The 26495-nt window shown below is 63.3% G+C and carries 25 protein-coding genes and 1 pseudogene; 14 read left to right on the top strand and 12 right to left on the bottom strand.

Features of this window, described 5'->3' with window-relative positions:
• Window positions 1-28: 28 nt before the first annotated feature.
• The 4 genes from IFU00_20655 to ilvA form a co-directional block, all read right to left on the bottom strand.
• The gene (locus tag IFU00_20655; GenBank protein ID MBD8544693.1) at window positions 29-511 is read right to left on the bottom strand and encodes a PTS sugar transporter subunit IIA; all 483 of its coding nucleotides are present in this window, start codon (window positions 509-511) and stop codon (window positions 29-31) included.
• A 99-nt stretch (window positions 512-610) separates the two neighbouring features.
• Entirely contained in the window at window positions 611-868 is a 258-nt protein-coding gene (locus IFU00_20650) for a hypothetical protein (GenBank protein MBD8544692.1), read from the bottom strand.
• Between the two features lie 19 nt (window positions 869-887).
• Entirely contained in the window at window positions 888-1724 is an 837-nt protein-coding gene (queF, locus tag IFU00_20645) for an NADPH-dependent 7-cyano-7-deazaguanine reductase QueF (protein MBD8544691.1), read from the bottom strand.
• A 12-nt stretch (window positions 1725-1736) separates the two neighbouring features.
• Window positions 1737-3275 carry a threonine ammonia-lyase, biosynthetic gene (gene ilvA / locus IFU00_20640; GenBank protein MBD8544690.1) on the bottom strand — a complete coding sequence of 513 codons (1539 nt, stop codon included), beginning with the start codon at window positions 3273-3275 and terminating at the stop codon, window positions 1737-1739.
• Window positions 3276-3458: 183 nt separating this feature from the next.
• Between ilvA and IFU00_20635 the strand changes: the two genes are divergently transcribed.
• The 6 genes from IFU00_20635 (at window position 3459) to IFU00_20610 (ending at window position 10007) form a co-directional block, all read left to right on the top strand.
• Window positions 3459-3962: a DedA family protein gene (locus tag IFU00_20635; GenBank protein ID MBD8544689.1), complete on the top strand. Its 504-nt coding sequence runs from the start codon at window positions 3459-3461 to the stop codon at window positions 3960-3962.
• Window positions 3963-3979: 17 nt separating this feature from the next.
• Window positions 3980-4288: a DUF1272 domain-containing protein gene (locus IFU00_20630; protein MBD8544688.1), complete on the top strand. Its 309-nt coding sequence runs from the start codon at window positions 3980-3982 to the stop codon at window positions 4286-4288.
• Window positions 4289-4319: 31 nt separating this feature from the next.
• Window positions 4320-4892, top strand: a complete 573-nt coding sequence (locus IFU00_20625; GenBank protein MBD8544687.1) for a flavin reductase family protein — start codon at window positions 4320-4322, stop codon at window positions 4890-4892.
• Between the two features lie 219 nt (window positions 4893-5111).
• Complete coding sequence (locus IFU00_20620) at window positions 5112-9125, top strand: DUF3683 domain-containing protein (GenBank protein MBD8544686.1); 4014 nt, start codon at window positions 5112-5114, stop codon at window positions 9123-9125.
• The gene (locus IFU00_20615) at window positions 9122-9553 is read left to right on the top strand and encodes an HIT family protein (protein MBD8544685.1); all 432 of its coding nucleotides are present in this window, start codon (window positions 9122-9124) and stop codon (window positions 9551-9553) included. Before IFU00_20620 ends, IFU00_20615 begins: the two co-directional genes overlap by 4 nt.
• Window positions 9554-9566: 13 nt before the next feature.
• The gene (locus tag IFU00_20610; GenBank protein ID MBD8544684.1) at window positions 9567-10007 is read left to right on the top strand and encodes a DUF971 domain-containing protein; all 441 of its coding nucleotides are present in this window, start codon (window positions 9567-9569) and stop codon (window positions 10005-10007) included.
• A gap of 14 nt (window positions 10008-10021) precedes the next feature.
• Here the strand turns inward: IFU00_20610 and IFU00_20605 are convergent, their stop codons facing one another.
• From IFU00_20605 to IFU00_20570, 8 genes and pseudogenes are all read right to left on the bottom strand, one after another.
• On the bottom strand, window positions 10022-10129 hold the full coding sequence (locus IFU00_20605) for a PAAR domain-containing protein (GenBank protein ID MBD8544683.1): 108 nt from the start codon (window positions 10127-10129) through the stop codon (window positions 10022-10024).
• Window positions 10130-10460: 331 nt separating this feature from the next.
• The gene (locus IFU00_20600) at window positions 10461-10667 is read right to left on the bottom strand and encodes a cold-shock protein (GenBank protein ID MBD8544682.1); all 207 of its coding nucleotides are present in this window, start codon (window positions 10665-10667) and stop codon (window positions 10461-10463) included.
• 193 nt (window positions 10668-10860) lie between these two features.
• On the bottom strand, window positions 10861-12264 hold the full coding sequence (locus tag IFU00_20595) for a hypothetical protein (protein MBD8544681.1): 1404 nt from the start codon (window positions 12262-12264) through the stop codon (window positions 10861-10863).
• 38 nt (window positions 12265-12302) lie between these two features.
• Window positions 12303-12707 (bottom strand): annotated as a pseudogene (locus IFU00_20590) (hypothetical protein).
• A gap of 135 nt (window positions 12708-12842) precedes the next feature.
• Complete coding sequence (locus IFU00_20585; protein MBD8544680.1) at window positions 12843-13505, bottom strand: C39 family peptidase; 663 nt, start codon at window positions 13503-13505, stop codon at window positions 12843-12845.
• 23 nt (window positions 13506-13528) lie between these two features.
• Window positions 13529-13930, bottom strand: a complete 402-nt coding sequence (locus IFU00_20580) for a hypothetical protein (protein MBD8544679.1) — start codon at window positions 13928-13930, stop codon at window positions 13529-13531.
• A 100-nt stretch (window positions 13931-14030) separates the two neighbouring features.
• Window positions 14031-16280, bottom strand: a complete 2250-nt coding sequence (locus IFU00_20575; GenBank protein ID MBD8544678.1) for a hypothetical protein — start codon at window positions 16278-16280, stop codon at window positions 14031-14033.
• Between the two features lie 376 nt (window positions 16281-16656).
• Window positions 16657-17991, bottom strand: coding sequence for a sigma-54-dependent Fis family transcriptional regulator (locus IFU00_20570; GenBank protein ID MBD8544677.1), 1335 nt, complete (start codon window positions 17989-17991; stop codon window positions 16657-16659).
• A gap of 491 nt (window positions 17992-18482) precedes the next feature.
• Here IFU00_20570 and ubiE point away from each other — a divergent pair, with 491 nt between their 5' ends.
• From ubiE to nudB, 8 genes are all read left to right on the top strand, one after another.
• Window positions 18483-19217, top strand: coding sequence for a bifunctional demethylmenaquinone methyltransferase/2-methoxy-6-polyprenyl-1,4-benzoquinol methylase UbiE (ubiE, locus tag IFU00_20565; protein MBD8544676.1), 735 nt, complete (start codon window positions 18483-18485; stop codon window positions 19215-19217).
• Window positions 19218-19250: 33 nt separating this feature from the next.
• Window positions 19251-20243 carry a Tim44 domain-containing protein gene (locus IFU00_20560; GenBank protein ID MBD8544675.1) on the top strand — a complete coding sequence of 331 codons (993 nt, stop codon included), beginning with the start codon at window positions 19251-19253 and terminating at the stop codon, window positions 20241-20243.
• A 131-nt stretch (window positions 20244-20374) separates the two neighbouring features.
• Window positions 20375-21064: an SCP2 sterol-binding domain-containing protein gene (locus tag IFU00_20555; protein MBD8544674.1), complete on the top strand. Its 690-nt coding sequence runs from the start codon at window positions 20375-20377 to the stop codon at window positions 21062-21064.
• Window positions 21061-22617 carry a ubiquinone biosynthesis regulatory protein kinase UbiB gene (gene ubiB / locus IFU00_20550; GenBank protein ID MBD8544673.1) on the top strand — a complete coding sequence of 519 codons (1557 nt, stop codon included), beginning with the start codon at window positions 21061-21063 and terminating at the stop codon, window positions 22615-22617. The genes IFU00_20555 and ubiB overlap by 4 nt, the downstream gene beginning before the upstream one ends.
• A gap of 333 nt (window positions 22618-22950) precedes the next feature.
• Window positions 22951-23310 (top strand): zinc ribbon domain-containing protein, encoded by a 360-nt coding sequence (locus IFU00_20545; protein MBD8544672.1) that lies wholly within the window; start codon window positions 22951-22953, stop codon window positions 23308-23310.
• A gap of 47 nt (window positions 23311-23357) precedes the next feature.
• A complete protein-coding gene (locus IFU00_20540; GenBank protein ID MBD8544671.1) occupies window positions 23358-23984 on the top strand; it encodes a DUF502 domain-containing protein in 627 nt (208 codons plus the stop codon).
• A gap of 76 nt (window positions 23985-24060) precedes the next feature.
• On the top strand, window positions 24061-25854 hold the full coding sequence (aspS, locus tag IFU00_20535) for an aspartate--tRNA ligase (GenBank protein ID MBD8544670.1): 1794 nt from the start codon (window positions 24061-24063) through the stop codon (window positions 25852-25854).
• 47 nt (window positions 25855-25901) lie between these two features.
• Window positions 25902-26372 (top strand): dihydroneopterin triphosphate diphosphatase, encoded by a 471-nt coding sequence (gene nudB / locus IFU00_20530; protein MBD8544669.1) that lies wholly within the window; start codon window positions 25902-25904, stop codon window positions 26370-26372.
• The last annotated feature ends 123 nt before the right edge of the window (window positions 26373-26495 follow it).

The following is a 26495-nucleotide window of genomic DNA, read 5'->3' as shown; positions in this document are numbered from 1 at the left end:
TTGCCGCGCGTTCGCAGTGACGTGAAGTTTAACCCAGAGCTTGCAGGCTGGGTTGCCAGTTGATAATGCGCTCGTGGACGGCCTTCGGATCGGGGTCGGTCGCCAGCGCAGTGCGGATGGCTTCGTCCGAGAACAGCTCGGCGATTTCGGACAGGATCTCGAGGTGCTGCTGCGTGACGTGGTCCGGAATCAGCAGGAAGAACAACAGGCTCACCGGCTGGCCGTCGGGCGACTCGAACGGAATCGGTTCCTTCAGGCGCACGAACGCGGCCAGAGGCGCCTTCAGGCTCTTGCTGCCCTTGATGCGGCCATGGGGGACGGCCACGCCGTGGCCGAGGCCGGTAGAGCCGAGACGCTCACGTGCGAACAGGTTGTCGGACACAATCGAACGGGCAATACCGCAATTGTTCTCGAAGATCAGGCCGGCTTGCTCGAAGGCGCGCTTTTTGCTCGACACTTCAATGTCGAGTTGGACGTTTTCGAGAGAAAGGATTTTGCTTAAATTGGTCATAACGTGAGGTGCGTGGCACAAGTGCGCAGCACAAGTGGCGTGCTTGCGAGCACGGATTATAGGCCTGTTTTATGGCCGGGACACTCGAAATCGCGAGCGTCAGGCCAGTTGGCGGGACGGTCGCACGATACCCGTCGAAACAGGGCAGCAGCGGCGTTGATTCAGGTTAACGCCACCACGCAATTTTTTTAACAAATCGCAGAACGCAGCCGGTAAATACATGCTTGCGCTGAGATTGGCCGATTTTTGCACGAGTTCTGCTGAAAAAACAAGCAGCTTCAGTACTGCACCACGCCGGGCGTGATGCCAGGCCGGCGCACGGCTGTCGCCAAAAACGTACAGGTGTGCGAGTCGCATCCTGTCAGAAATGCGATATTTACTGGCGCGCGCCACGCAGATTAGGCGGTTTGCCGGTGGAGAAGTTGGCGCGCCACGGGTTGATATCCAGGCCGCCGCGCCGCGTGTAGCGAGCGTACACGGCCAGTTTGGTAGGCTTGCACTGGCGCAGCACGTCCATGAAGATGCGCTCGACACACTGTTCATGAAACTCGTTGTGTTCACGGAAGCCGATCAGGTACTTCAGCAAGCCTTCCTGGTCGATCTGCGGGCCGACATAGCGGATCTGCACGGTGCCCCAGTCCGGCTGGCCGGTGACCAGGCAGTTCGACTTGAGCAGGTGCGACACCAGCGTTTCTTCGACTTGCCCGTTCTCGTGGTCTGCGCTGAGCAGTTCCGGGGATGGCGAATAGCCGTCGATCTCGACATCGAGACGATCCAGCAGCACGCCGTCGAGTTCGCCCATCTTGATGCCACCGAACGCGTCCGGGCTGGTCAGCGTGACGTGGACCGGCGCACCGAAGCCGTCCGACAGATCGTCGCGCAGCAGGGCCAGCAAGGCTTCCGGACCGGCCAGGCGGGTCTGGTTGAACGAATTCAGGTACAGCTTGAACGATTTCGATTCGACGATGTTCGGCGAATCGGCCGGGACCGTGATCGTCGCAATCGCCACCTGCGGCTTGCCGCGCATGTTCAGCCACGACAGTTCGTAGGCGTTCCAGATGTCGACACCGAAGAACGGCATGGTGCCGGCATCCGCAAACAGGCCGAGCTCATCGCGCTTTTGCTGGCGCGCGATCGGGAACAGCAGCTCGGGCGCGTACTGGCTCTGGTAGGCGGAGGATTTGCCGAGGGGCGATTGGTCAGGTGTATTCATGGAGATGGGGCGTCAGGCGCCCAAGAACAATTTATAGACGGGATTGCTGCTTTCGTCCCAGTAACGGTAACCGAGCGATGCCAGGAATTGCCGGAACTCGGCCATTTCGGTCGGCGGCACTTGCAGCCCCACGAGAATGCGGCCCACATCGCCGCCCTGGTTGCGGTAGTGAAACAGCGAGATATTCCAGTTCGGCGCCATGCTGTCCAGGAAGCGCATCAGCGCGCCCGGCCGTTCAGGGAACTCGAAACGATACAGCAATTCATCGTGGGCCAGCGAACTTTTGCCGCCCACCAGATGGCGGATATGCAGCTTGGCCAGCTCGTCGCCGGTCAGGTCAAGCGTCTTGTAGCCATGCTCTTCGAACGTGCGCGCCAGCAGTCCGGATTCGCTGCGGCTGCCCACCTGCACGCCAACGAACACATGGGCTTCGCTGGCATCGCTGATGCGGTAATTGAATTCGGTCACGTTGCGTGGCCCGACCAGGCCGCAGAAGCGGCGGAAGCTCCCGCGCTGCTCGGGCACGGTCACGGCAAACACGGCTTCGCGCGACTCGCCCAGTTCGGCGCGCTCGGCAACGAAGCGCAGGCGGTCGAAGTTCATGTTGGCGCCGCAGGCCACGGCCACCAGCGTTTCACCCTTGACCGGCTCGCGGTCCATCTGCGAGCGCTCGATGTATGCCTTGGCGCCGGCGATGGCCAGCGCGCCGGCCGGCTCGAGAATGCTGCGCGTGTCCTGGAACACGTCCTGGATCGCGGCGCAGATCGCGTCGGTGTCGACCAGGATGATCTCGTCGACCACCATCTGGGCGACGCGGAAGGTTTCTTCGCCCACCAGGCGCACCGCGGTGCCGTCGGAAAACAGGCCGACATCGTTCAGCGTGACACGGTGGCCGGCCTTCAGGCTGCGCGCCATCGCGTCCGAATCGAGCGTCTGCACGCCGATGATCTTGATGTCAGGGCGAATTTCCTTGACGTAGGCGCCGATGCCCGCGATCAGGCCGCCGCCGCCGATGGCGACGAAGATCGCGTGGATCGGGCCGGAATGCTGGCGCAGGATTTCCATGCCGATCGTGCCCTGGCCGGCGATCACGTCCGGATCGTCGAACGGGTGCACGAAGGTCATGCGCTGTTCTTTTTCCAGCAGCAGGGCGTGGTTGTAGGCGTCGGTGTACGAGTCGCCGTGCAGCACGATCTCGACGCTGGCGCCGCCGCGCGCCTTGACGGCGTCGATCTTGACGCCCGGCGTGGTCGTGGGCATCACGATCAGCGCGCGGCAGCCGAGACGACAGGCCGACAGGGCCACGCCCTGGGCATGGTTGCCGGCCGAGGCACAGATCACGCCGCGGGCGCGCTGCTCGGGCGTCAGGTTGGCCATCTTGTTGTAGGCGCCGCGCAGCTTGAAGCTGAACACGCTCTGCATGTCCTCGCGCTTGAAATAGATGCGGTTACCCATGCGAGCGGACAGCGTGGGCGCCAGATCGAGGGGCGTTTGTTCGGCGACGTCATAGACGCGCGCGGTCAGGATTTTTTTGAGATAGTCGGTAGTCATGGTCGAAACACAAGGGTCAGGCCAATGCGGCTGGCGGGACGGACGACGCAAACTGTTCCGCTAGGGTGGGTGACCGTGGCGCGCAGTACGATACGGCGCGCTGGGTGACAGGCGATCGTATCGTGTCGTGACGAAAGTTCCGGACCATTATAATGGACGCCTATTTCCCTCGCCTAAGCTCGCATGATCGAAACCGCTGTCCAATGGCTGCTTGACCTCGTTGCGGCGCCGACGGTTGGGCTGACCTCCGTCTTCATCATCAGTTTTATTTCCGCCACGCTGCTGCCGCTCGGTTCCGAGCCGGCCGTGTTTGCGGTGATCAAGGCCAATCCCGCGCTGTTCTGGCCGGCGATCCTGGTCGCGACCATTGGTAATACGCTGGGCGGCGCGGTCGATTACTTCCTTGGCTACCGCGCCAAGGTGGCGTTTGCCAAAGAGCGCCAGAGCCGCTGGTTCGGCTGGCTCAAGCGTTATGGCGCCAAGACCATGTTGTTGTCGTGGCTGCCGGGGGTGGGCGATCCGCTGTGCACGCTCGCCGGCTGGCTGCACCTGCCATTCTGGCCGAGCCTGATGTATATGGCGATCGGCAAGTTCGCGCGCTACCTGACCATGACGCTGGCGCTGCTGTACGTGCCGGACAGTTTCTGGAAGTCGCTCGGCGACATGCTGACGCGTATTACGGGCTAAGACCCAAGGAGTTTGCCATGCTTGAACTGCGTCCCACCTGCGAACACTGCAATGTCGCGCTGCCACCTTCGTCGGAACAGGCGCGCATCTGCTCGTACGAATGCACGTTTTGCGCCACCTGTGTCGATACCATTTTGCTGAACGTGTGCCCGATCTGCGGCGGCGGCTTCGCACCGCGGCCGATCCGGCCCGCACATGACCACAAGAATGGCAATTACCTGGCCAACGACCCGGCCGGCACGACGGTGAAACACCGCCCCATCGATCCGGCCGCGCACGCCGCGTTCGCCGCGCCGCTCAAGGACATCCCGCCGGCGCAGCGCTGACTGCCTGAGCCGTCAATTCAAGGACTCCGGCATGACCGACCGCGTTCCCGTACCCCTCGCCAAAGCCTACCGCCTGATGAACCATGGGCCGACGGTTTTGGTATCGACGCGCCACGGCGACGCCGTCAATGTGATGGCGGCCGCCTGGTCGATGCCGCTCGACTTCGATCCGCCCAAGGTGGCGGTGGTGATCGACAAGAACACACTCACCCGCAGCATGATCGAGGCATCCGGCGAATTCGCGCTGAACGTGCCATCGCGCGAGCTGGCGCGCCTGACCCTGCAGGTGGGTTCGACGTCGGGCCGCGATCTGGACAAATTCGCGGCGTTCGGCGCCTGCGCCTGGACCGGCGAACGGGTCGGCGCGCCGCTGCTCGACGGCTGCCTGGCCTGGCTCGAGTGCCGCGTACTCCCCGAACCGCACATCCAGGACACGTATGACCTGTTCCTGGGCGAGGTCGTGGCGGCCTGGGCGGATCCGGCGGTGTTTGCCGATGGGCACTGGAATATGGCGGCAGGTGGCAAGAAGAGCATCCATTATGTGGCTGGTGGGCATTTCTTCGAAACCGGTGAGGCGTTCGAGGTGCCGGACATGACGCGATAACGGTGCAAACCAGGCCGGACGACATATGTCATTCGCGGCGTCGTGCTTGATAAATACCGTGTGCCCGCGCCTGTGGGTGAATAATGTTTGCATATCCGACACAGTATGAATATTTTGTTGCGTCGGACGCAACGGCGGATGGGGCCGCCCCAAGCGTGGTGCAACGCAATACGATAGAATGAACGTCCTTCGGGCCTGTCCGACTGTCGACGAGTATTCATGAACGCCCCCGCACACATCCATACCCTGCTAGCCGATAACGCCCCCGCGCGCCTGCGCGAGATTCCGTACAACTACACCTCGTTCTCGGATCGCGAAATCGTGATCCGGCTGCTCGGTGAGTCGTCGTGGGAGTTGCTTGACAGCTTGCGCGGCGCCCGCCAGACCGGCCGCTCGGCGCGCATGCTGTACGAGGTGCTGGGCGACATCTGGGTCGTGCGGCGCAATCCGTACCTGCAGGACGACATGCTGGACAACCCGAAGCGCCGGGCCAACCTGATCGAGGCGCTGCACCACCGCCTGGCTGAAGTCGACAAGCGCCGCACCACGGTCGACGCCCAGGATGACGGCGACCCGGCCGTGGCCGCAACGCGCAGCCGCGCCGTCGAGCAGTTGCTGGCGGCCGCGCGCCGCGCGGTCGACGACTTCGGTCGCGAATTCTCCGAGACGTACGACCTGCGCAAGCGCGCGTTGAAGGTGCTGGGCGCCTACACCGACAAGCGCAATATCCGCTTCGACGGCATGCACCGCATCTCGCACGTGACCGACGCCACCGACTGGCGCGTCGAGTACCCGTTCCTGGTGCTGGTGCCCGACACCGAAGACGAAATGGCCGGCCTGGTCAAGGGCTGCATCGAACTGGGTCTGACGATCATCCCGCGCGGCGGCGGCACCGGCTACACGGGCGGCGCGATTCCGCTCACGCCCATGTCGGCCGTGATCAACACCGAAAAACTGATCGGGATCGGCGAAGTCGAAATGACCGCGATGCCGGGCCTGGACCGCGAGTACGCGACCATCCACACCTATGCAGGCGTGGTCACGCAGCGCGTGTCGCAGGCGGCCGAGAAGGCCGGCTTCGTGTTCGCGGTCGATCCGACGTCGGCGCACGCATCCTGCGTGGGCGGCAATATCGCGATGAACGCGGGCGGCAAGAAGGCCGTGTTGTGGGGCACTGCGCTCGACAACCTGGCCTCGTGGCGCATGGTCGACCCCAACGGCGACTGGCTCGATGTCACGCGCATTGCCCACAACCTGGGCAAGATCCACGATGCGCCGCAGGCTGAATTCTTGCTGGAATGGACGCACCCGTCGGTCAAGGGCGCACCGAAAGGCGCGCCGTTCCGCACCGAGACCTTGATCATCGACGGCAAGCGCTTTCGCAAGGAAGGCCTGGGCAAGGACGTTACCGACAAATTCCTTTCCGGCCTGCCGGGCATCCAGAAAGAGGGCACCGATGGCCTGATCACGTCGGGCCGCTGGATCCTGCACAAGATGCCGAAGTTCACGCGTACCGTGGCCCTCGAATTCTTTGGCCAGGCGCGCGATGCGATTCCGTCGATCGTCGAGATCACGAATTACCTCAACGGCTTGCCGAAGAACGGCGACCCGGCGTTTTCCACGCTGCGCCTGGCCGGCCTGGAACACCTGGACGAGCGCTATCTGCGCGCGGTCGGTTATGCCACCAAGTCCAAACGCGGCGTGCTGCCGAAGATGGCGCTGTTCGGCGACATCGTCGGCGACGACGAAAACGCGGTGGCGCTGGCTGCCTCCGAAGTCGTGCGCATCGCGAATACCCGCGTGGGCGAAGGCTTTGTCGCCGTCAGCCCCGAAGCGCGCAAGAAATTCTGGCTCGACCGCGCCCGCACGGCGGCCATCGCGCGCCACACCAACGCCTTCAAGATCAATGAAGACGTGGTCATTCCGCTGCCGCGCATGGGCGAATACACCGACGGCATCGAGCGCATCAACGTCGAGTTGTCGATCAAGAACAAGCTGCAGCTGGCTGACGGCCTGCGCAACTACCTGGCGAGCGACCATCTGCCGCTGGCCAAGAGCGATGACGCCAGCAGCGGCGAAGGCGTCGAGCGCGACGAAATCATGGGCGACCGCCCGCTGCAGGCGCGCGCGCTGGTCGACCTGGTGACCAAGCGCTGGACCTTCATCCTGGCCAATCTGGACCTGCCGCTGGCGGACGTGCGCGAGGGGCTCGAATCGCTCGGGCTCGACCATCTGTCGGCCGCCTTCGATGCGCGCCTGGCGATCCAGCCCGATGCACGCCTGTTCGACCTGGTGCAGGACCACACGGTGCGCATCTCCTGGAAGCAGGAGCTTCGTTCCCCGCTGCGCCAGATCTTCAACGGCAGCGCCTACACCTGCATCCTCGACGAGAGCACGGCGATCCACAAGCGCATCCTGCGCTCGCGCGTGTTCGTCGCACTGCACATGCACGCCGGCGACGGCAACGTCCACACCAACCTGCCGGTGAACTCGGACGACTACGACATGCTGCAGGATGCGCACAAGGCGGTCGAGCGCATCATGAAGCTGGCACGCTCGCTCGATGGCGTGATCTCGGGCGAACACGGGATCGGCATCACCAAGCTCGAATTCCTGAAGGACGAAGAAATCCAGGAATTCCGCGACTATAAGATCCGCGTCGATCCGGAAGGGCGCTTCAACAAGGGCAAGCTGCTCAATCTGGAAGGCGCCCACGCCGACCTGCGCAACGCCTATACGCCGTCGTTCGGCCTGATGGGCCACGAGTCGCTGATCATGCAGCAAAGCGATATCGGCGAGATCGCCCACAGCATCAAGGACTGCCTGCGCTGCGGCAAGTGCAAGCCCGTCTGCACGACCCACGTGCCGCAGGCGAACCTGCTGTATTCGCCACGCGACAAGATCCTGGCCACGTCGGCGCTGATCGAAGCGTTCCTGTACGAAGAGCAGACCCGCCGCGGTGTCTCGATCCGGCACTGGGAAGAGTTCGAGGACGTCTCGGACCACTGTACCGTGTGCCACAAGTGCGTCACGCCATGCCCGGTGAATATCGACTTCGGCGATGTGTCGATGAATATGCGTAACCTGCTGCGCAAGATGGACAAGCGCAGCTTCAAGCCGGCCAACCGCGCGGCGATGTTCTTCCTGAACGCGACCGATCCGACCACCATCAATGCCACGCGCAAGGTGATGGTCGACTTCGGCTTCAAGGCGCAGCGCTTCGGTAACCGCATGCTCAAGGGCTTTGCCAAGCCGCAGCTGGCTGCGCCCGCGCCGACCACCGGCAAGGCGCCCGTGCGCGAGCAGGTCATCCACTTCATCAACAAGAAGATGCCGGGGAACCTGCCCAAGAAAACGGCGCGCGCGCTGCTGGACATCGAAGACGACAAGATCGTCCCGATCATCCGCAATCCCAAGAAGACCAATGCCGACACCGAGGCCGTGTTCTACTTCCCTGGCTGCGGATCCGAGCGCCTGTTCTCGCAGGTGGGCCTGGCCACCCAGGCGATGCTGTGGGAAGTGGGCGTGCAGACCGTGCTGCCACCGGGTTACCTGTGCTGCGGTTATCCGCAGCGCGGCGCCGGCCAGTTCGACAAGGCCGAGAAGATGGTGACGGACAACCGTGTGCTGTTCCACCGGATGGCCAACACGCTCAACTACCTGGACATCAAGACGGTGCTGGTCTCGTGCGGCACCTGCTACGACCAGTTGGCAACGTACCAGTTCGAGAAGATCTTCCCGGGCTGCCGCATCATGGACATCCATGAATACCTGCTCGAAAAAGGCGTCAAGCTCGAAGGCGTGAACGGCACCCGCTACATGTACCACGAGCCGTGCCACACGCCGATGAAGCTGCAGGATTCGATCAAGACGGTCAACGCGCTGGTGTCGACGGTGGACAACGTGAAGATCGAGAAGAACGATCGCTGCTGCGGCGAGTCGGGCACGTTTGCCGTCTCGCGGCCGGACATCGCGACCCAGGTCCGCTCGCGCAAGGAAGGCGAGATGGTCAAGGGCGCAGACAAGCTGCGTGAAGATGGCTTCAAGGGCGACGTCAAGATCCTGACCAGCTGCCCGTCGTGCCTGCAGGGCCTGAGCCGCTACAACGACGATTCGGGCACCACGGCCGACTACATCGTCGTCGAAATCGCCAAGCACCTGCTGGGCGAGAACTGGCTGCCCGAGTACGTCGCACGCGCCAATGCGGGCGGCATCGAGCGGGTGCTGGTATGACGGCGCTGCGCGAACCGGGGTGCGAGCTGTGCGACCTGTCGCTGCCCGCCGCATGGGCCGGCGAGAAGTTCAGCGTCATCGTCGTCGACGACGCCAATTATCCCGGCTTTTGCCGCGTGATCTGGCACGACCATGTGCGCGAAATGAGTGATCTGTCGGCGGATGACCGCTTCTTGATCAACGACGCCGTGTTCCAGGTGGAGACGGCGGTGCGCGAGGTGATGCAGCCATTGAAGGTCAATGTGGCCAGCCTCGGCAACGTGGTGCCGCACCTGCACTGGCACATCATCCCGCGCTACGCCGACGATGCGCATTTCCCGGCGCCCGTATGGGCGCAGGCGGTGCGCGCGACAGAACCTGCTATCCTCGCGGCGCGTCGTGCGCTGCACGACCAATTGGGCGCTGCCATCGCGCGCCGTTTTTCCTGACATAGAGAGTGTTATGCCCCATCCAACTGAATTGACTGTCCACCAGAAATCGCGCGTGCTCGACGTCGCCTACGACGACGGCAGCGCCTTTTCGCTCCCGTTCGAATATCTGCGCGTGTATTCGCCATCGGCCGAAGTGAAGGGCCACGGCCCGGGCCAGGAAGTGCTGCAACTTGGCAAGCGCGAAGTCGGCATCGCCGACGTCGAGCAGGTCGGCAACTACGCGATCAAGCCAACCTTTTCGGACGGCCACGATACCGGCATCTTCAGCTGGGATTATCTGTATGAGCTGGGCCGCAGCCAGGAATCGCTGTGGAAGCAGTACGTGGCGCGCCTGCAGGCGGCCGGCTACGACGAACAGAGCGGCCGCGCGCCGGTGACGCAGTTCGCAGAAGTGGCGGCGGCGAAGTCGGGCGGCGGTGGCTGCGGCTCGGGTAGCTGCGGCTGCAAGTGATTTAACGCACGGCGTCAGTCGCGGCCGCTGTCGGTGGCCGTCGACATCAGGCAGGCGCCACAGCTGGTGGCATGTCCGTCAAAAGCCACCGGGACGCCGTTGATCGTCACGGCAGCGAACAGCCGGGGTCAGGTCTGACATTCAGACACGACCTCAGCCTTAACTAGGTCAATAGTGTCCGAACAGCCGGGGTCACAGCCGGGGTCACAGCCGGGGTCAGGTCTGACATTCAGACACGACCTCAGCCTTAACCAGGTCGAATAGTGTCTTGCACAGCATTAGCGTGGCCCGGTGCCAGCCAGGTCCAACTGCCCGACTGTCGAGATCGTGTCCGAATGTCAGACCTGACCCCCGCTTTTTTGACCCCAGCTTTTCGGTCGCCACAAAGACAAAGAGCACATCCGAAGATGTGCTCTTTTGCGTTGCTTGCCCGCCGTAGCGGGCCAGCGGACCTTAAGCTTGCGGCTGGATGTTCGAAGCCTGCTTGCCTTTAGGACCGGTGGTGACGTCGAACGTCACGCGCTGGTTTTCTTGCAGCGACTTGAAGCCGTTGGCGTTGATCGCCGAGAAGTGCGCGAACAGATCTTCGCCGCCGCCGTCAGGCGTGATGAAACCGAAACCTTTTGCGTCATTGAACCACTTAACAATGCCAGTCGCCATTTTTATTCCCTCAAAAATTAATTTTACGTTGATGCCCTGTTTGCGTACCTAGGACAAAAACCAGGGTGACGCCTTACATTGCGAATCTGATTATAGGGCAAACTCTTAAATTGGAAGCAAGATTTTTCAATCGTCTCCGTATTTACCACAAGTCATCCCCCCTGCATGACCGATTTCAGGAATAAATTTCTGGTTAGAAAGTCATCGGCAAACGCAGCGTCAGCGTCACATCCGGCGTGTCACGCGTGACGCCGGCACCGACGGCGATGTTGAGTGAACGTTTCGGGCTCAGGCGGTAGGAGTACCCCAGCAGCAGGGTGCCCAGCTGTGTACGCACCGAGCCGATCGAGGTCGCGCCGTTCTGACGCATGCGTCCGATCGTGCTGTGGTCGTAGCCCAGGCTCAGCGACGCCTTGTCGTTGAGCGCCAGGCCCATCCCGAAGTTAAAGCCCAGCACGGCGCCCGGTTGCAGCGAGCCGAGCGGTTCGCGTTCGCCATTGCGCACCAGGCGCGTCACGTCGTCGCGCTTGAAGTTGTGCACGTAGCTCAGGTTGCCGAAGAAGACGGCCGGATCGGATGGATACAGCCACGTCAGCGTGGCTTGCAGCGAGTGGAAGCCCGAGCCGGTGGGCAGGTCCAGCGGCAGGCCGGTGCCGGTGACGTTCTCGCCGATGCAGCGGCGGTCGCAATCGGTGACCACTTCGAACGGATCGCGGCCAGTGCGGCTCTTGTAGCGCAGGCCGGCAATGTAATAGCCCTTGTCGGCGCCGCCGTTATTGAGCTGGTAGCGGCCGGCGACTTCGACGTCGCCCATGCCCTTGCCGGTCGTATCGAACACGCGCTCGACTGCCGTCCCGGTGAAGATTTCCCGGCTGACGGTAGCGTCGGAGCGGTACACGTACGGCACCTTGACCTCGACTTCCATCCGGTTGCTGATGCCGGTGCGGCCGGTGATCGCAGTGGTGAAGGTGTTGCGTTTGATTTCACGCACGTCCACCAGGCCAATCAGCAGCGCGGGAATCACCGTGTAGCCGACCAGCGCCACGCGGTTGCTCGACGAGTAGCCATATTGCATCGATGGCTCGAGCACATAGGTGCCAGGCGCCGTAAGCACGCCCGGCTGGTCGCCGATCGGTGCGACTTCCGGCGGCCGGTTCGGTTGCTGGCGGGTGTTTTGTGCCTGCGCCGGCGCGGCGGGCTGGGCCGGTGCCGGGGCGGGTACGCCGGGCTGGTCAGGGCGCTGCTGGGGTGGCAGCGGCGCCGGTACGCCCGTGACCGCGGGCGGCAACACGGGCGGCTCGGCCACCGGCGCCTGGCCGCTCATCGAGCCGCCCATGCCGCGCTGCTGCGACAGCAGTACGCCATCGGCCGGCGTCCCCATGCGCTGCAATTGCTCGCGCTGCGCCTGCACTTCCAGCAGCAGGCGATTGACCAGCGCGCGTTGCTGCGCCAGTTCGTCCTTCAACTGCGACAGTTCGCTATGGGATGGCTGTGCGCCATTGTTCGACAGTGGGACACCTTGTTGAGCGAGTGCAGGCGGCGCCAGAAGGGCCGCCGCCAGGCCCGCAGCGCCGAGCCGCGCGACGTGTGGATACATCCAGATTCTCCAGAGTTATTGTTGGTGGTGTTGAACATTCATAGTCCGCCCGGCGAACGTATGACGGCGTCACGGATCGTCGACTGGAAATTGATGTCCTTGATCAGCGACATGCTGTTGACGGTCGACGAAATGGTGGTCGCCGTGCGGATATCCTGGCCGCTGAGCGTGTTCTGGACCAGCGTCGCACCGTTGGGCAGGTTGAGGTCGGCAGCGGCATAGTTATTGCCGCCGATCTGGATCATCCGCGCCGCGCCCAGCGCATCCTGGGTCAGGCGCGCCTGCTCGGCCGTCATGGCCGCCAGATCGGGGATCGCGATATTCGTGCGTGCCATGATTTCGCCGTTGACCGACACGACACGCTCGATACCGAGTGACAGCGCCAGGCCGCCGGCCACTTCGAAGCCGCCACGGGCGGCGTCCAGCGTGGCGGCGGCGACCGGCTTGCCAAGCACCGGTACGACCGGCTCGGTGGCCTGGGCGAACGGCAGGGCGCCCATGAACAGGCTCAGCAGGCTCAGCAGGCCCAGCAGGGCAGTGTGCAAAGGGAAGGTTGGAAAGCGCATGGTGTGTCCCTGTTAAAAATCGCCCGGCCCGAACTTGGGCAGGGTCGCGCTGAGCTGGTCCTGATGCATGCCGGTGCCCAACGGCGCACGCGGCGCGCCGCGCCAGTCTTCCGGTGTATTGAAGGCAACCTGATCCTTGTGGCTGTGGATCACGAACAGGATCTTGTTGCGCCAGATTTCCTGGAACCGTTCCATGCTCACGACGCGGTTGCCGGTGGACGGGTCGCCAATCAGGATGCGGCCGTCTTCGGCGCCCTTGATGACCACGAAATGGTTGAAGCCGCGGTCGGTGATCAGGACGATGGCCGGCAGTTTTTCGGCGATCAGTTTTTCAATGGGCAGCTTGAAGCCGTCGGCACGAAAGCCGCGCGTGGCGAGAAAGCGCTGCATGTCGAGCAGCGAAAAACCTTCTTTGTGAATCTTGGTCTTGTCGCCGCTGGCGTACATCTGCTGGAACACGTCCTGTTCGGGCGTGGGCGTCTGGTAGTGGTGTGACAGCAAGGTGGCCAGCGCGGCGGCGCCGCAGCTGTAGTCATATTGCTGGCGCAGCGTGCGCTGGAATTTGATGTCCTTGAGACTGGTCACCGGCACGTTGACGCGCCCGACGCCGGCCAGGTCCAGCGCCTTCGCACTGTGCGGCGCAAGCAGGGCGCCGCACAGTGCGATGAACAGCATCAAGTGAGAGCCTGGCGTCATGCTCATTGCAATTGCAGGTTGATGACGGTCGCGTTCTGGATCAGGACGTTCGCGCCGGAATTCTGGATCACGACTGGCAAGCCCGAGGAATTGGCGAACGAACCGCCGCTGATCACGTTCATGCCGGTGGTCACGTTGGTGGCCGTGTTGTTGCCGACCGTGCCGCCCAGCGTCGCTTCGGTGGTGATGATGTCGGTGCCGCCGCGCAGGTCGCCCAGGACAGCGGCGTCGGTGGTCTTGCCCCAACCGCTCGCGAGATCGTCGCCAGGGGTTGGCGCCACGTTCACTGTCGACAAGAAGCTCACCACCACCGGCAATCTGGCCAGTTCGGTAACCTGGGCTGCCGCTGGCAGAGCAGCGCCTGCCGTCAGCAAGAGAAATCCAATCTGGTGTAGTTGTTTCATGATGCCTCGCTCGAAAGGACCGCCATGCGGGCAAAGCGCCGCATGGCGGGAGTGCAGGGCGCGCAGCGTGACTGCTGCGTGTCCTGCACCCATTGCCTGATTACTGGCCTGCGCCGCCGACGTTCATGTTCGACTGCACGTTGACGCTTTGCTGGATCAGCGAGGAGAAGCCGTTGTTCTGGCTGATGATCGAGATGCCGGCTGCCGACTGGGCGATGTTGTTCATCGAGTTCGACATGTCGAACGAGCCCGAGCTGACGTTGTTGGTGCCGCCATTGCCGCCCATGCCGGCGCCGCCGAAGCCGCCGGTACCTGCACCAGCCGTCATTTCGCCGCCCGAACCGCCTGCGCCGGACGTGGTTGCACCACCAGCGCCGCCGCTGCCGCCAGCGCCCGAGTTTGCGTCACCCGAGGTGGCCGAGCCGCCCGTGGCCGAACCGCCCGTGGCCGCGCCGCCCGCACCGCTGGCGCCGGTCGAGGCGGTCGCTTCTGCGCCCGAACCGCCCATGCCGCCTGCGCCCGCCGTGCCGCCCTGGCCCGCGCCACCAGCGCCACCGGTGCCGGTCGCACCGTTGCCGCCCATGCCAGCCGTGCCTGCTGCGCCCGAGCCGCCGGCGCCTGCCGTGCCGGTGGCGCCTGCGCCGCCCGTGCCGGCCAGTGCCGCGCCGGCGCCGCCGGTGCCGCCGGTCGAAGCGCCACCTGCTGCGCCGCTACCCGAGGTATTGGACGATGCGGCGCCCGAGCCGCCCGCGCCGCCGGCTGAACCGGCACCGCCTGCACCCGCCATCGAGTCGCCTGCGCCATTGGTGCTGGCGCCGCTGGTTGGGCTGCCGGCCGTGCTGGTGCCACCGGTATTGGTCGATGCGCCGCTGGCGCCGCCGGCTGCTGCCGGATCGCTGCCCGGTGTGCCGCCGGCACCCGTCGTTGCCATGGCATCGCCGATGCTGGCGCCGCCGCCGCTGGCGCCGTTCGAGGCCGTCAGGCTCGAACCGGCCGAGGTGCCACCCATGCCGCCTGCGCCGCCCGAGCCGCCTGCACCGCCTGCGCCGCCCCATGCCGAGCCGGTATTGCCACCCGCGCCGCCTGCGCCACCCGTGGCAGCGCCGGTGCCACCGCCATTGCCGCCAGCCAGCGATCCGGTCGAGCCGCCTGCGCCGCCGGTGGCTGCGCCGCCTTCTGCGCCCGAGCCGCCATTGGCCCCGCCGCCCATTGCACCCGCGCCGCCTGTGCCGGCGCCGCCTGCAGCGCCGTTGCCGCCGGCAGCGTAGCCACCCATCGCGCCGGATGCACCGGCGCCGCCTGTGGCGCCTGCAGCGCCCGTCGAGCCGCCGGCGCCGCCGGAAGCATTACCGACGCTCGATGAGCCCGTCGAGGCCGTACCAGCAGCAGCGTAGCCGCCTGCGCCACCTGACGCGCCTGCTGCGCCCGAGGCTGCGCCGCCGGCTGCGCCGGTGCCGTTGGCACCACCGCCATTGCCCACGCCGCCTGCGGCGCCCGAACCGGATGCGCCGTTGGCACCGCCCGTGTTCTGTGCAGTGTTGCCGATGTTGCTGATGGTGTTGCCGCTGACATTGCCGGTCAGCGCGCTGGTCGAGGTTGCCGACGAGGTGTTGAACGAGTTCGCCACCGACGAGCTGGCGCTGCCGCCGTTGTTGGCTGCTGCGGCGCCGGCCACTTCGGCACTGGCGTCACCCGAGCTGTTGTTCTGGCCCGAGCTGTCCTGGCTGCTGTCGCTGTTGCTGGTGGTCGTGGAGGTGGTGGTTGTCGTGTCGTTGCTGTCGATCTGCATGTTGCGCGTGTCGGACTGGTTGCTGGTCTGGCTGTTGCTGTTGTTCGTTGTGTTGTTCGTGACGCGGTTGTCCGAGTTGTCCACCTGGTTGTTGGCAGTGCTCGTGTTGGTGGTGGTGTTGGTGTTCGTGTTCGTGTTGGTGCGCTGGCTGTTGTCGGTCTGCGTGTTGGTGTTGGTGGCCGTGTTGGTATTCGTGTTCGTGCTGTTACTGGTGGCCGTATTGTTGCTGTCGTTCTGGCTGTTGTTGGTGTTCGTGCTGGTGTTCGTGTTCGTGTTGGTATTGGTGTTGGTCGCCGTGTTATTGCTGTCGGCCTGGCTGTTGTTGGTATTGGTCGCGACGTTGTTGCTGTTCGCCTGGCTGTTGTCGGTATTGGTGGTGTTGGTCGTCGCAGTGTTATTGCTGTTACTGGAGTCCGTCAGCGTGCTGCTGTCCGTGTTGGTCGTATTGGTGATCGCCGACGTTTGGGTATTGCCGCCACGGACGTCGTTCACGGTGTTCTCTTGGGCGTGGGCCATGCTGAAAGCCAGGGCGATCGCGGTTGCCAGGATAGTGCGCTTCATTATTGCTCCCCTAATATCACGGTTTAAGTATCCCGAGGTCTCGTGACGCCCGGTCCACTTCGGTATTAGCAGGTCTTGTGCCAGCACAGACCGCTTGAGCAAGTCTTTGATTTTGTAGGACTAATTTGATGAGCTCGCAAGCCCGATCGCAGAACGATGAAGTACACCAATAGCCGAATCGACAAGTGTCTCGATCATGTGACACTGTTGCAGAATTGATCAAGAAACTGTATCAATTTGCAACCGCCAGACCCGGTTTACAGAGTGAACGGGGCACATCAACATGCTGCCTCTTGGCAAGCACGCTGCATAAAAACCCTGTGAATTCAAGGAGAAACGCGGTAGGACGGGACCGACGCGGGGCAAAGCATGCGGCCTACACCGAAATCTCGTGCTTGGCCATCAGGCGATACAGCGTCATGCGCGATACACCCAGTTCGCGCGCCGCCCGGCTGATGTTATTGCCGCTGCGGGCCAGGCTTTCGCCAATGGCAACGCGTTCGGCGCTCAGGCGCGATGTGCCCAGGCCGACGCCGTTCGGGCAGATGGGGCCGACGCCCGGCAAATCGAGGTCTTCCGGCATCACGAGGCGATGCTCGGCCAACACCATGGCGCGGCGCACGCGGTTGATCAGCTCGCGGACATTGCCGGGCCAGTCGTAGTGTGTCATGGCCTGCAAGGCTTCGCGGCTCACGCCCTTGAGTTGCGGGCTGCGTTCGCTGGCAAACTTGTTGAAGATGAGATCGGTCAGCAGCGGCAAGTCTTCCTTGCGTTCCCGCAGCGCCGGAACGCGGATCGGGAACACGCTGAGGCGGTAGTACAAGTCTTCGCGGAAGCGGCCTTCGGCAACGGCCTGGGGCAGGTCGACGTGGGTGGCGGTGATCACGCGTGCATCGACCGCGATGGTGCGCGTGCCGCCAACCCGGTAGATCACGCGCTCTTGCAGGAAACGCAGCAAGCTTGCCTGCAGGTCCAGTGGCAGGTCGCCGATCTCGTCGAGGAAAATGCTGCCGCCCGATGCTGCTTCGAGCAGGCCCTGCTTGTCACGCATGGCGCCGGTGAAGGCGCCCCGTTCATGGCCGAACAGTTCCGAGTGAATCAGCGCCGGCGCCATGGCTGCGCAATTGATGGCAATGAACGGGCCGGTGGCGCGTGGAGAACGCAGGTGAATTTCCTGTGCAGCCAGCTCCTTGCCGCTGCCGCTTTCACCGCAGATCAGGACCGGCGCATCGACGGCGGCGATCTTGTCGATGTGCGAGCGCAGGCGGGCGATTGCGGCCGAGGTGCCATCGATGTGGCTTACGCGCAGTGCGCCCTCGTGCGGCGCCGGCCGCGCAGCCATGCTCGCCATGCCGTGGGCGTGGCCCAGCGAGTGCTGCAGCCGCAGCGTGTCGACGGGCAGCGTATGAAAGTCGACCAGATGCGCCGCAATCAGTTCGCGCAGGGCCGGCTGGACGAGGCGGTGCGCTTCGAAGAGGCCAACCCAGCGCATATGGTGGTGCTGATGCAGGAAACGTTCGAGCTCGGCATCGTCTGCGCCGTCGCTGCTGTCGAGCAGCAGCCCCACGCCGTAGTGTTGCTGGGACAAGACCTTGCGCGCTGCGGTCAGATGCTCGACCACGCAGACATCCCAGCCGGGCAGGGCGCCATGGCAGGCGCGGGCGTGCGCACTGCCTTCACGCGTAATGCAGATAAGACGTTTTACAGGCACCGGTATCCTCATCAGACTGGTTGGCACCCGCTACGCTGTGATGCATCCCGGCACACCATGGGACCATGCAACGTCGATGGGCGCAACGACCGGCACTTGCCGGCTGAAACATCGTGTTAATTAAACCAAAACTGTGGCGAACATGGCGCACAACTGTTGATAAAAATCTAATGAGAAATGCAATATTGAATCAAACGTTTGATTTTTCGCATAACTATTTGAAAATAGAGTTTGTTTGTTGCTAATGATCTTAGTCGCGCTGAGCGGCTTGGAAAAGAGGCACGTGCGATGATTCTGGCCTAATTGCACGCTATCGGGCAGATGCGTTGTGGGTAACCAACAAGCGTAAAAAGTTGAATCCAACCGGACACAAGGCACGTAATCGGCCTTGCGAGCGCCCCCGTGGAACCCATTGGTAACAGCCAGCTCAGCAGCGCGGCCCTCCTGCCGGGTCCTTGTATAATGTGGCAACCCCCAACCTGCATGCCACTATGACAAACACCACCCACTTCGGCTACAAGACCGTCGCCGAGGACCAGAAGGTCCAGGAAGTCGCCAAGGTCTTCCACTCGGTCGCCGCGAAGTACGATGTCATGAACGATCTGATGTCGGCCGGCCTGCACCGCGCCTGGAAGCTGTTCACGATCGCGCAGGCGGGCGTGCGGCCCGGCTTCAAGGTGCTCGATATCGCCGGCGGCACGGGCGACCTGGCCAAGGCCTTCGCAAAGCAGGCCGGCAAGACAGGCGAAGTCTGGCTCACCGACATCAACGAGTCGATGCTGCGCGTTGGCCGTGACCGTCTCTTGAATAAAGGACTTGTCACCCCAACCATGTTGTGTAACGCCGAAAAGTTGCCGTTCCCGGACAATTACTTTGATCGGGTCAGCGTCGCCTTCGGCCTGCGCAACATGACGCACAAGGATCAGGCCCTGGCCGAGATGCGCCGCGTGCTCAAGCCGGGCGGCAAATTGCTGGTGCTTGAGTTCTCGAAAGTGATCGCGCCACTGCAAAAGCCGTATGACGTGTATTCGTTCTCGGTACTGCCGTGGCTGGGCCAGCGGATTGCCGGCGATGCCGAAAGCTATCGCTACCTGGCCGAATCGATCCGCATGCACCCCGATCAGGACACCCTGAAGGGCATGCTGGAAGACGCGGGACTGGAGCGGGTCCAGTATTTCAACCTGACTGCGGGTGTGGCCGCTTTGCACACCGGTATCAAGCTGTAGTTTTAACTGAAGTTCCAATAAAGGACGGAGACAATGAAAAAATTCCTGGTCACGACGCTCCTCGCAGTCACCGCATTCTCGATGGTGGCCGAGGCCTACGCACGCCCGATGGGTGGCAAGCGCTCGGTCGGCCGCCAGTCGCAGGCCGTGCGCCAGATGCCGGCCCCGGCGCCGGCGCCCGCGCAGAACATGCAGCGCCAGACCCCGAACCAGGCCGCGCCAGCTGCGGCCGGCGCTGGCGCCGCGGGCGCGGCAGCTGCCGCCAAGAAACCAAGCATGATGCGCAACATCCTTGGCGGCGCGCTGCTGGGCCTTGGCTTTGGCATGCTGCTGTCGCACCTGGGAATTGGCGGCGCCATGGCCAGCATCATCGCGGGTATCCTGATGTTCGCGCTGTTCGGCCTCGTCATCCTGTTCCTGGTGCGCATGTTCCGCCGCAAGGACACGCCGGCCAATCCATCCGCAGCCGGTTTCAGCGGCGGCTTCAAGCCGCAAGCGGCCGGTGGCGTTGGCACGCCTGAAATCGGTTCGGGCCTGCGTCCACAGCCCACCGCATTCCAGGGCGGCGTTGCGCTGGAAAAGGACCGCGGCGGCCTGAATGCAGCGAATTTCGGCAATGCCGCTACCCCGGCAGCGCACCAGCAATGGGGCGTGCCGACCGACTTCGACAGCGAGAGCTTCCTGCGTCACGCAAAGTCGTCGTTCATCCGCATGCAGGCAGCCTGGGATCGCGGCGACACGAACGACCTGCGCGAATTCACGTCGCCCGAAGTCTTCGCTGAACTCAAGCTGCAGATCCAGGAACGCGGCGCGGTCGCTGACTTCACCGACGTCGTCAATGTCGATGCGCAGTTGCTGGGCATCGAGCAGACGGCTACCGATTACCTGGCGAGCGTGCAGTTCAACGCCATGATCCGCAGCGCGAAAGACGCATTGCCAGAGCCGTTCGTCGAGGTCTGGAACATGTCCAAGCCGCTGTCGGGCGCAGGTGGCTGGGTGCTGGCCGGCATTCAGCAGCCGAACTAAGTACGCTGCAGGCGAACCGGAATTATTTTGTTTGCCGATTCCGTAACACCGGGTGCGTGCCCGGCGAACTGGTAAGATCAAAACCGCCCGAATCACTCCGGGCGGTTTTGTTTTTTGAGGGTAGTCCCGCCATGTTTCCGAATCTTCCATCCCTGTCGACCTTGTCACCACAGCATGCGCTGACCGTGCCTGCCGTTGCCGCGATCAATCACCTGCTGGCCCAGGAAGCCTGGGCCCGGGCCGCGCTCGCGCGTCATGCCGGCAAGCAGGCATGCATCGATGCCGGCGTGGCCCAGCTGCGCGTGCTGGTGGCGCCTGACGGCCTGTTCGAGGCCAGTCAGGATGCAGCACCGGCCAACGTCACCATCCGCATCAAGCCGGCCGACCTGCCGCTGATCGCGCAAGACCGCACGCGCGCGCTGTCGTATGTGAAGATCGAAGGCGATGCCGAATTTGCCAATGTGATTTCACAACTGGCCAACGGCCTGCGCTGGGATGCCGAGTACGACCTCGAGCGTGTCGTCGGGCCAGTGGCCGCCTACCGTCTGCATCAGGGCGCCCGCCGCACCGTCAGTGGCCTGGGCGAAGCAGGGCGCCGCCTGGCCGAGAACCTCGCTGAATTCCTGGCCGATGAACGGCCGGTGCTGGTGCGGCCCGCCCAGCGCGACGCCTTTGCCGCCGATGTCGTGCGCCTGCGCGACGACGTCGAGCGCAGCGCCAAGCGCATTGCACGGCTTGAACAGGCGCTGGCCCAGCGCAGCACTGCCAAACCTTCTTCCACCTTTGCTGTAAGCGCAGACCAGAATCCGGATCGTCGATGATATTGAAATTCCTGCGCCTGCTGCGCATTCTCACCGTCTTTACCAAGTACGGCCTGGACGAAATCGCCGTCACCAGCATCAACGCTCCGCGCACCGCGCGCCTGATGAACACGTTCTTCTTCTGGCGCACGATCACGTCGCCGCGCGCCGTGCGGCTGCGCCAGGCGCTCGAAGAACTGGGCCCGATCTTCGTGAAATTCGGCCAAGTGCTGTCGACCCGGCGCGACCTGGTGCCGCCCGATATCGCCGATGAGCTCGCCATGCTGCAGGATCGGGTGCCACCATTCGGCTCCGACCTGGCGGTGGCGCAGATCACGCGTTCGCTCGGCACCCATCCCGACCAGCTGTTCGCCCACTTCGAGCGCGAGCCGATCGCCTCGGCGTCGATCGCCCAGGTGCACTTCGCCACGCTCAAGAACGGCAAGGAAGTCGCCGTCAAGGTGCTGCGTCCGGGCATGAAGAAGCTGATCGACGAGGACATGGCGCTGATGCGCATGGCTGCGAACCTGATCGAAAAAGTCTGGAGCGAGGCACGGCGCCTGAAGCCGCGCGAAGTCGTCGCTGAATTCGACAAATATCTGCACGACGAGCTCGACCTGATGCGCGAGGCCGCCAACGCCAGCCAGCTGCGCCGCAACTTTGCCGATTCGACGCTGCTGATGGTGCCTGAGATGTACTGGGACTATTGCTCGAGCAGCGTGATCGTCATGGAGCGCATGCACGGCTTGCCGGTGTCGCAGATCGATCGCCTGGCCGCCGCCGGCGTCGACCTCAAGAAGCTGTCGCGTGATGGCGTGGAGATTTTCTTCACGCAGGTATTCCGTGACGGTTTCTTCCACGCCGACATGCACCCCGGGAATATCCTGGTCTCGACCGCGCCCGAAACGCTGGGTCGCTACATCGCGCTCGACTTCGGCATCGTCGGCACGCTGACCGACTTCGACAAGGATTACCTGTCGCAGAACTTCCTCGCCTTCTTCCAGCGCGACTACAAGCGCGTGGCCGAGGCCCACATCGAATCGGGCTGGGCGCCGCCGAGCACGCGCGTGGACGAACTCGAAGCGGCCGTGCGTGCCTGCTGCGAACCGATCTTCGACCGGCCCCTGAAAGACATCTCGTTCGGCCAGATCCTGCTGCGCCTGTTCCAGACCTCGCGCCGCTTCAATGTCGAAGTGCAGCCGCAACTGGTGCTGCTGCAAAAGACGCTGCTCAATATCGAAGGCCTGGGCCGTCAGCTCGACCCGGACCTGGACTTGTGGAAGACGGCCAAGCCGTACCTGGAGCGCTGGATGGCCGAGCAGGTGGGCTGGCAGGGGCTGGTCGAGCGCCTGAAGGCCGAAGCGCCGCGCTATGCCCAGATCTTCCCGCAACTGCCGCGCCTCGTGCACCAGGCGCTGGAGCGCGAGTCGAAAGGCCACCATCCGCACATCGCCAACAGCGAGATGATGGCGATGCTGGTGGTGGAACAGCGCCGCACCAATCGCATGCTGACGTTCCTGACCTTGCTCGCGACGGGCGCCTGCACCGCGCTGGCGGCGCTGTACTTCCTCTGACGCGCGGCCAAGAAAAAAGCCCGCGTGAGCGGGCTTGATAAGCTGTGTTCTTTTATGGGCTGCGCTGATACGAACATCTCGCAGCCTTCTGTTTCTTGTGTTCTCGCAGTGGCAGAGCTTTCCTGCGACCAACATCCGGTAAAGAAGCCGTATTAAATCACCGATGCTGAGCACGAGCAAACAGTTCGCCTGTTGACGTGGTGAAAAACAACACGACGCTGCTGCCATTTGCCGAATGCGGCGCTGTCTTGTACCCGGGCCGCCGCAATGCCGTAAATGCTGCGGCAAAAGCTTTATAATTCAGGGTTTTGAAGATTTTTGCGGAGCACCAGAATGCCGATTTATGCCTATCGCTGCGAAGAATGCGGTTTTTCCAAAGATGTACTGCAAAAGATATCGGATCCGGTCCTGACCGTCTGCCCGTCCTGCGCCAAGCCATCGTTCAAGAAGCAGGTGACTGCGGCCGGTTTCCAGCTCAAGGGCTCGGGCTGGTACGTGACCGATTTCCGTGGCGGCACGCCGCCTGCCACCGGTACGGCCGCGGGCACGGGCGGCGCTGACGCAGGCGCAGCGGCCGCGCCGGCTGCCGCAGCTGCATCGGCCACGCCAGCGCCTGCTGCGCCTGCCACGGGCAGCAGCGGTGGCAACAGCGGTGGCAGCACCAGCGGTGGCGGCGACAAGAGCAGCACCTGAGCCCGGCGCGTCCCTGCGCCGCGCCAACAAGAATAACGGGATATCCGATGCGTAAATATTTCATCACCGGCCTGCTGGTGCTGGTGCCCCTGGCAATCACCGCCTGGGTCCTGAGCCTGATCATCAGCACGCTCGACCAGTCGCTGATGTTCGTGCCGGCCGCCTGGCAGCCGCGCCAGTTCATCGGCATGGACGTGCCGGGCATCGGCGCGGTGCTGACGCTGGCGATCGTGTTCGTCACGGGCCTGCTGACCAACAACCTGGTCGGCAAGTACATCGTGCGCGTGGGCGAGCGCCTGCTCAAGCGCGTGCCGGTGGTCAGCTCGCTGTACGGCAGCGTCAAGCAGGTGTCCGACACGCTGTTCTCGTCGTCCGGCAATGCCTTCCGCCAGGCGGTGCTGATCCCGTATCCGCACGCCGACTCGTATACGATCGCGTTTCTGACCGGCGTGCCGGGCGGCGACGTGACCAACCACCTGGTGGGCGACTTCGTGAGCGTGTACGTGCCCACGACGCCAAACCCCACCTCGGGCTTTTTCCTGATGATGGAACGCAGCCGCGTGAAAGAACTCGACATGACCGTCGACGCGGCGCTCAAGTACATCGTCTCGATGGGCGTGGTCGCACCGAGCCACGTGCCGCTCGGCGCCGCCAATCCTGCGGCAGTCAAATAACGCATCACAGAATCTGGGCCGCCTGCGATGGCGGCGCCGACAAATCAATCAACCTGGAACGAAAACTATGTCCACCATGCGTACCAATTACTGCGGCCTCGTCACCGAGGAACTGCTGGGCCAAACCGTCAGCCTGTGCGGCTGGGTGCACCGCCGCCGCGACCACGGCGGAGTGATCTTCATCGACCTGCGCGACCGCGAAGGCCTGGTGCAGGTGGTCTGCCATCCGGACAACGCCGCCGTCTTCAAGGCAGCCGAGCACGTGCGTAATGAGTATTGCCTGCGCATCGTCGGCACCGTGACCAACCGTCTGGCCGGTACCGTCAACGCCAACCTGGCCTCGGGCAAGATCGAAGTCACCGCGACCGAAGTCGAAGTGCTCAACGCCTCGGTGCCGGTGCCGTTCCAACTGGACGACGACAACCTGTCGGAAACCACCCGCCTGACGCACCGCGTGCTCGACCTGCGCCGCGGCCAGATGCAGCACAACCTGAAGCTGCGCTACAAGGTCTCGATGGAAGTGCGCAAGTACCTCGACAACCTGGGCTTCATCGACATCGAAACCCCGATGCTGACCAAGTCGACCCCGGAAGGCGCGCGCGACTACCTGGTGCCGTCGCGTGTCAACGCGGGCAACTTCTTTGCACTGCCGCAGTCGCCGCAGCTGTTCAAGCAGCTGCTGATGGTCGCCAACTTCGATCGCTACTACCAGATCACCAAGTGCTTCCGCGACGAAGACCTGCGCGCTGACCGCCAGCCTGAATTCACCCAGATCGACTGCGAAACCTCGTTCCTGACCGAACAAGAGATCCGCGACATGTTCGAAGAAATGATGCGCGTCGTGTTCAAGAACACGACCGGCATCGAACTGCCGAACCCGTTCCCGGTGATGGACTTTGCCACCGCGATGGCGATGTACGGTTCGGACAAGCCGGACATGCGCGTCAAGCTCGAATTCACCGAACTGACCGAGCTGATGAAGACGGTCGAGTTCAAGGTGTTCAACAGCGCCGCCAACCTGCCAAACGGCCGCGTGGTCGGCATGCGCGTGCCGCAGGGCGGCTCGATGCCACGTTCGGAAATCGACGCGTACACCCAGTTCGTCGCGATCTACGGCGCCCGTGGCCTGGCCTATATCAAGGTCAACGAGAAAGCCAAGGGCCGTGACGGCCTGCAGTCGCCAATCGTCAAGAACCTGTCCGACGAAGTACTGGCGCAAGTGCTGGAACTGACGGGCGCGCAGGACGGCGACCTGATCTTCTTCGGCGCCGACAAGGCCAAGGTCGTCAACGATGCCCTGGGCGCGCTGCGCGTGAAGATCGGTCACTCGGAATTCGGCAAGAAGGCCGGCCTGTTCGACGACGTCTGGTCGCCGCTGTGGGTGATCGATTTCCCGATGTTCGAGTACGACGAAGACGGCGATCGCTGGACCGCGACCCACCACCCGTTCACGGCCCCGAAAGACGGCCACGAAGACATGCTCGAAACCAATCCGGGTGCCTGCATCGCCAAGGCCTACGATATGGTCCTGAATGGCTGGGAGCTGGGCGGCGGTTCGATCCGTATCCACCGCGAAGAAGTCCAGAGCAAGGTGTTCCGCGCGCTGAAGATCGACGCCGAAGAAGCCCAGCTCAAGTTTGGCTTCCTGCTGGATGCGCTGCAATACGGCGCGCCACCGCACGGTGGCCTGGCCTTCGGCCTGGATCGCCTGATCACGCTGATGACCGGCTCCGAGTCGATCCGCGACGTGATCGCGTTCCCGAAAACGCAGCGCGCGCAGTGCTTGCTGACCAATGCACCGTCCGAAGTCGACGAGAAGCAATTGAAAGAGCTGCACATCCGCCTGCGTAACGAGCCAAAGGTCGCGTAATGGCGGGCGGGGGAGGTGGCCTGGCTGCCAACCCCGCTCTTCCTGTCATGGAAGCCTACAAGATCCCTGAATCGGTGCTGGTCGTCATCCACACGTCTGACCTGGATGTGCTGGTGATCGAGCGCGCCGGTCAGCCGGGCTTCTGGCAATCGGTTACCGGCTCGCTCGACCGGCTCGACGAGCCGCTGCTGGAAACGGCAGCGCGCGAACTGTTCGAAGAAACCGGCATCCGGGCCGACGGGAAGCAGATCGCCCTGTGTGACTGGCAGTTAGCCAATATCTACGAGATCTATCCCCTCTGGCGCCATCGCTACGCCCCCGGCGTGACGCAGAACACCGAGCACGTGTTTTCTGTCTGCGTGCCGCGCGACATCCCCATCATCCTCAGTCCACGCGAGCACATCGCCCACGCCTGGCTGCCTTACCTGGAAGCAGCTGATCGATGCTTTTCGGCCTCGAATGCCGAAGCCATCCTGCAACTGCCACGCCAGCTCGCCTCTGATCCTCAAAGCAAATAAAATTTCTTAAAAGAAGCATATTTGCAGTAAATCATCATTGAATATCGCTCATACGAAGCAATAAAATGACGTTTTACAGCAAAAGTACGTGAGTGCTTTTTTTAATTTGGCTCTGTTCGCTGG

The sequence above is a fragment of the Oxalobacteraceae sp. CFBP 8761 genome, assembly GCA_014841595.1.
Classification (GTDB): Bacteria; Pseudomonadota; Gammaproteobacteria; order Burkholderiales; family Burkholderiaceae_D; genus Telluria.
The sequence above is the reverse complement of the archived record's forward strand: the minus strand, read 5'-3'. Positions and strand labels throughout refer to the sequence as shown.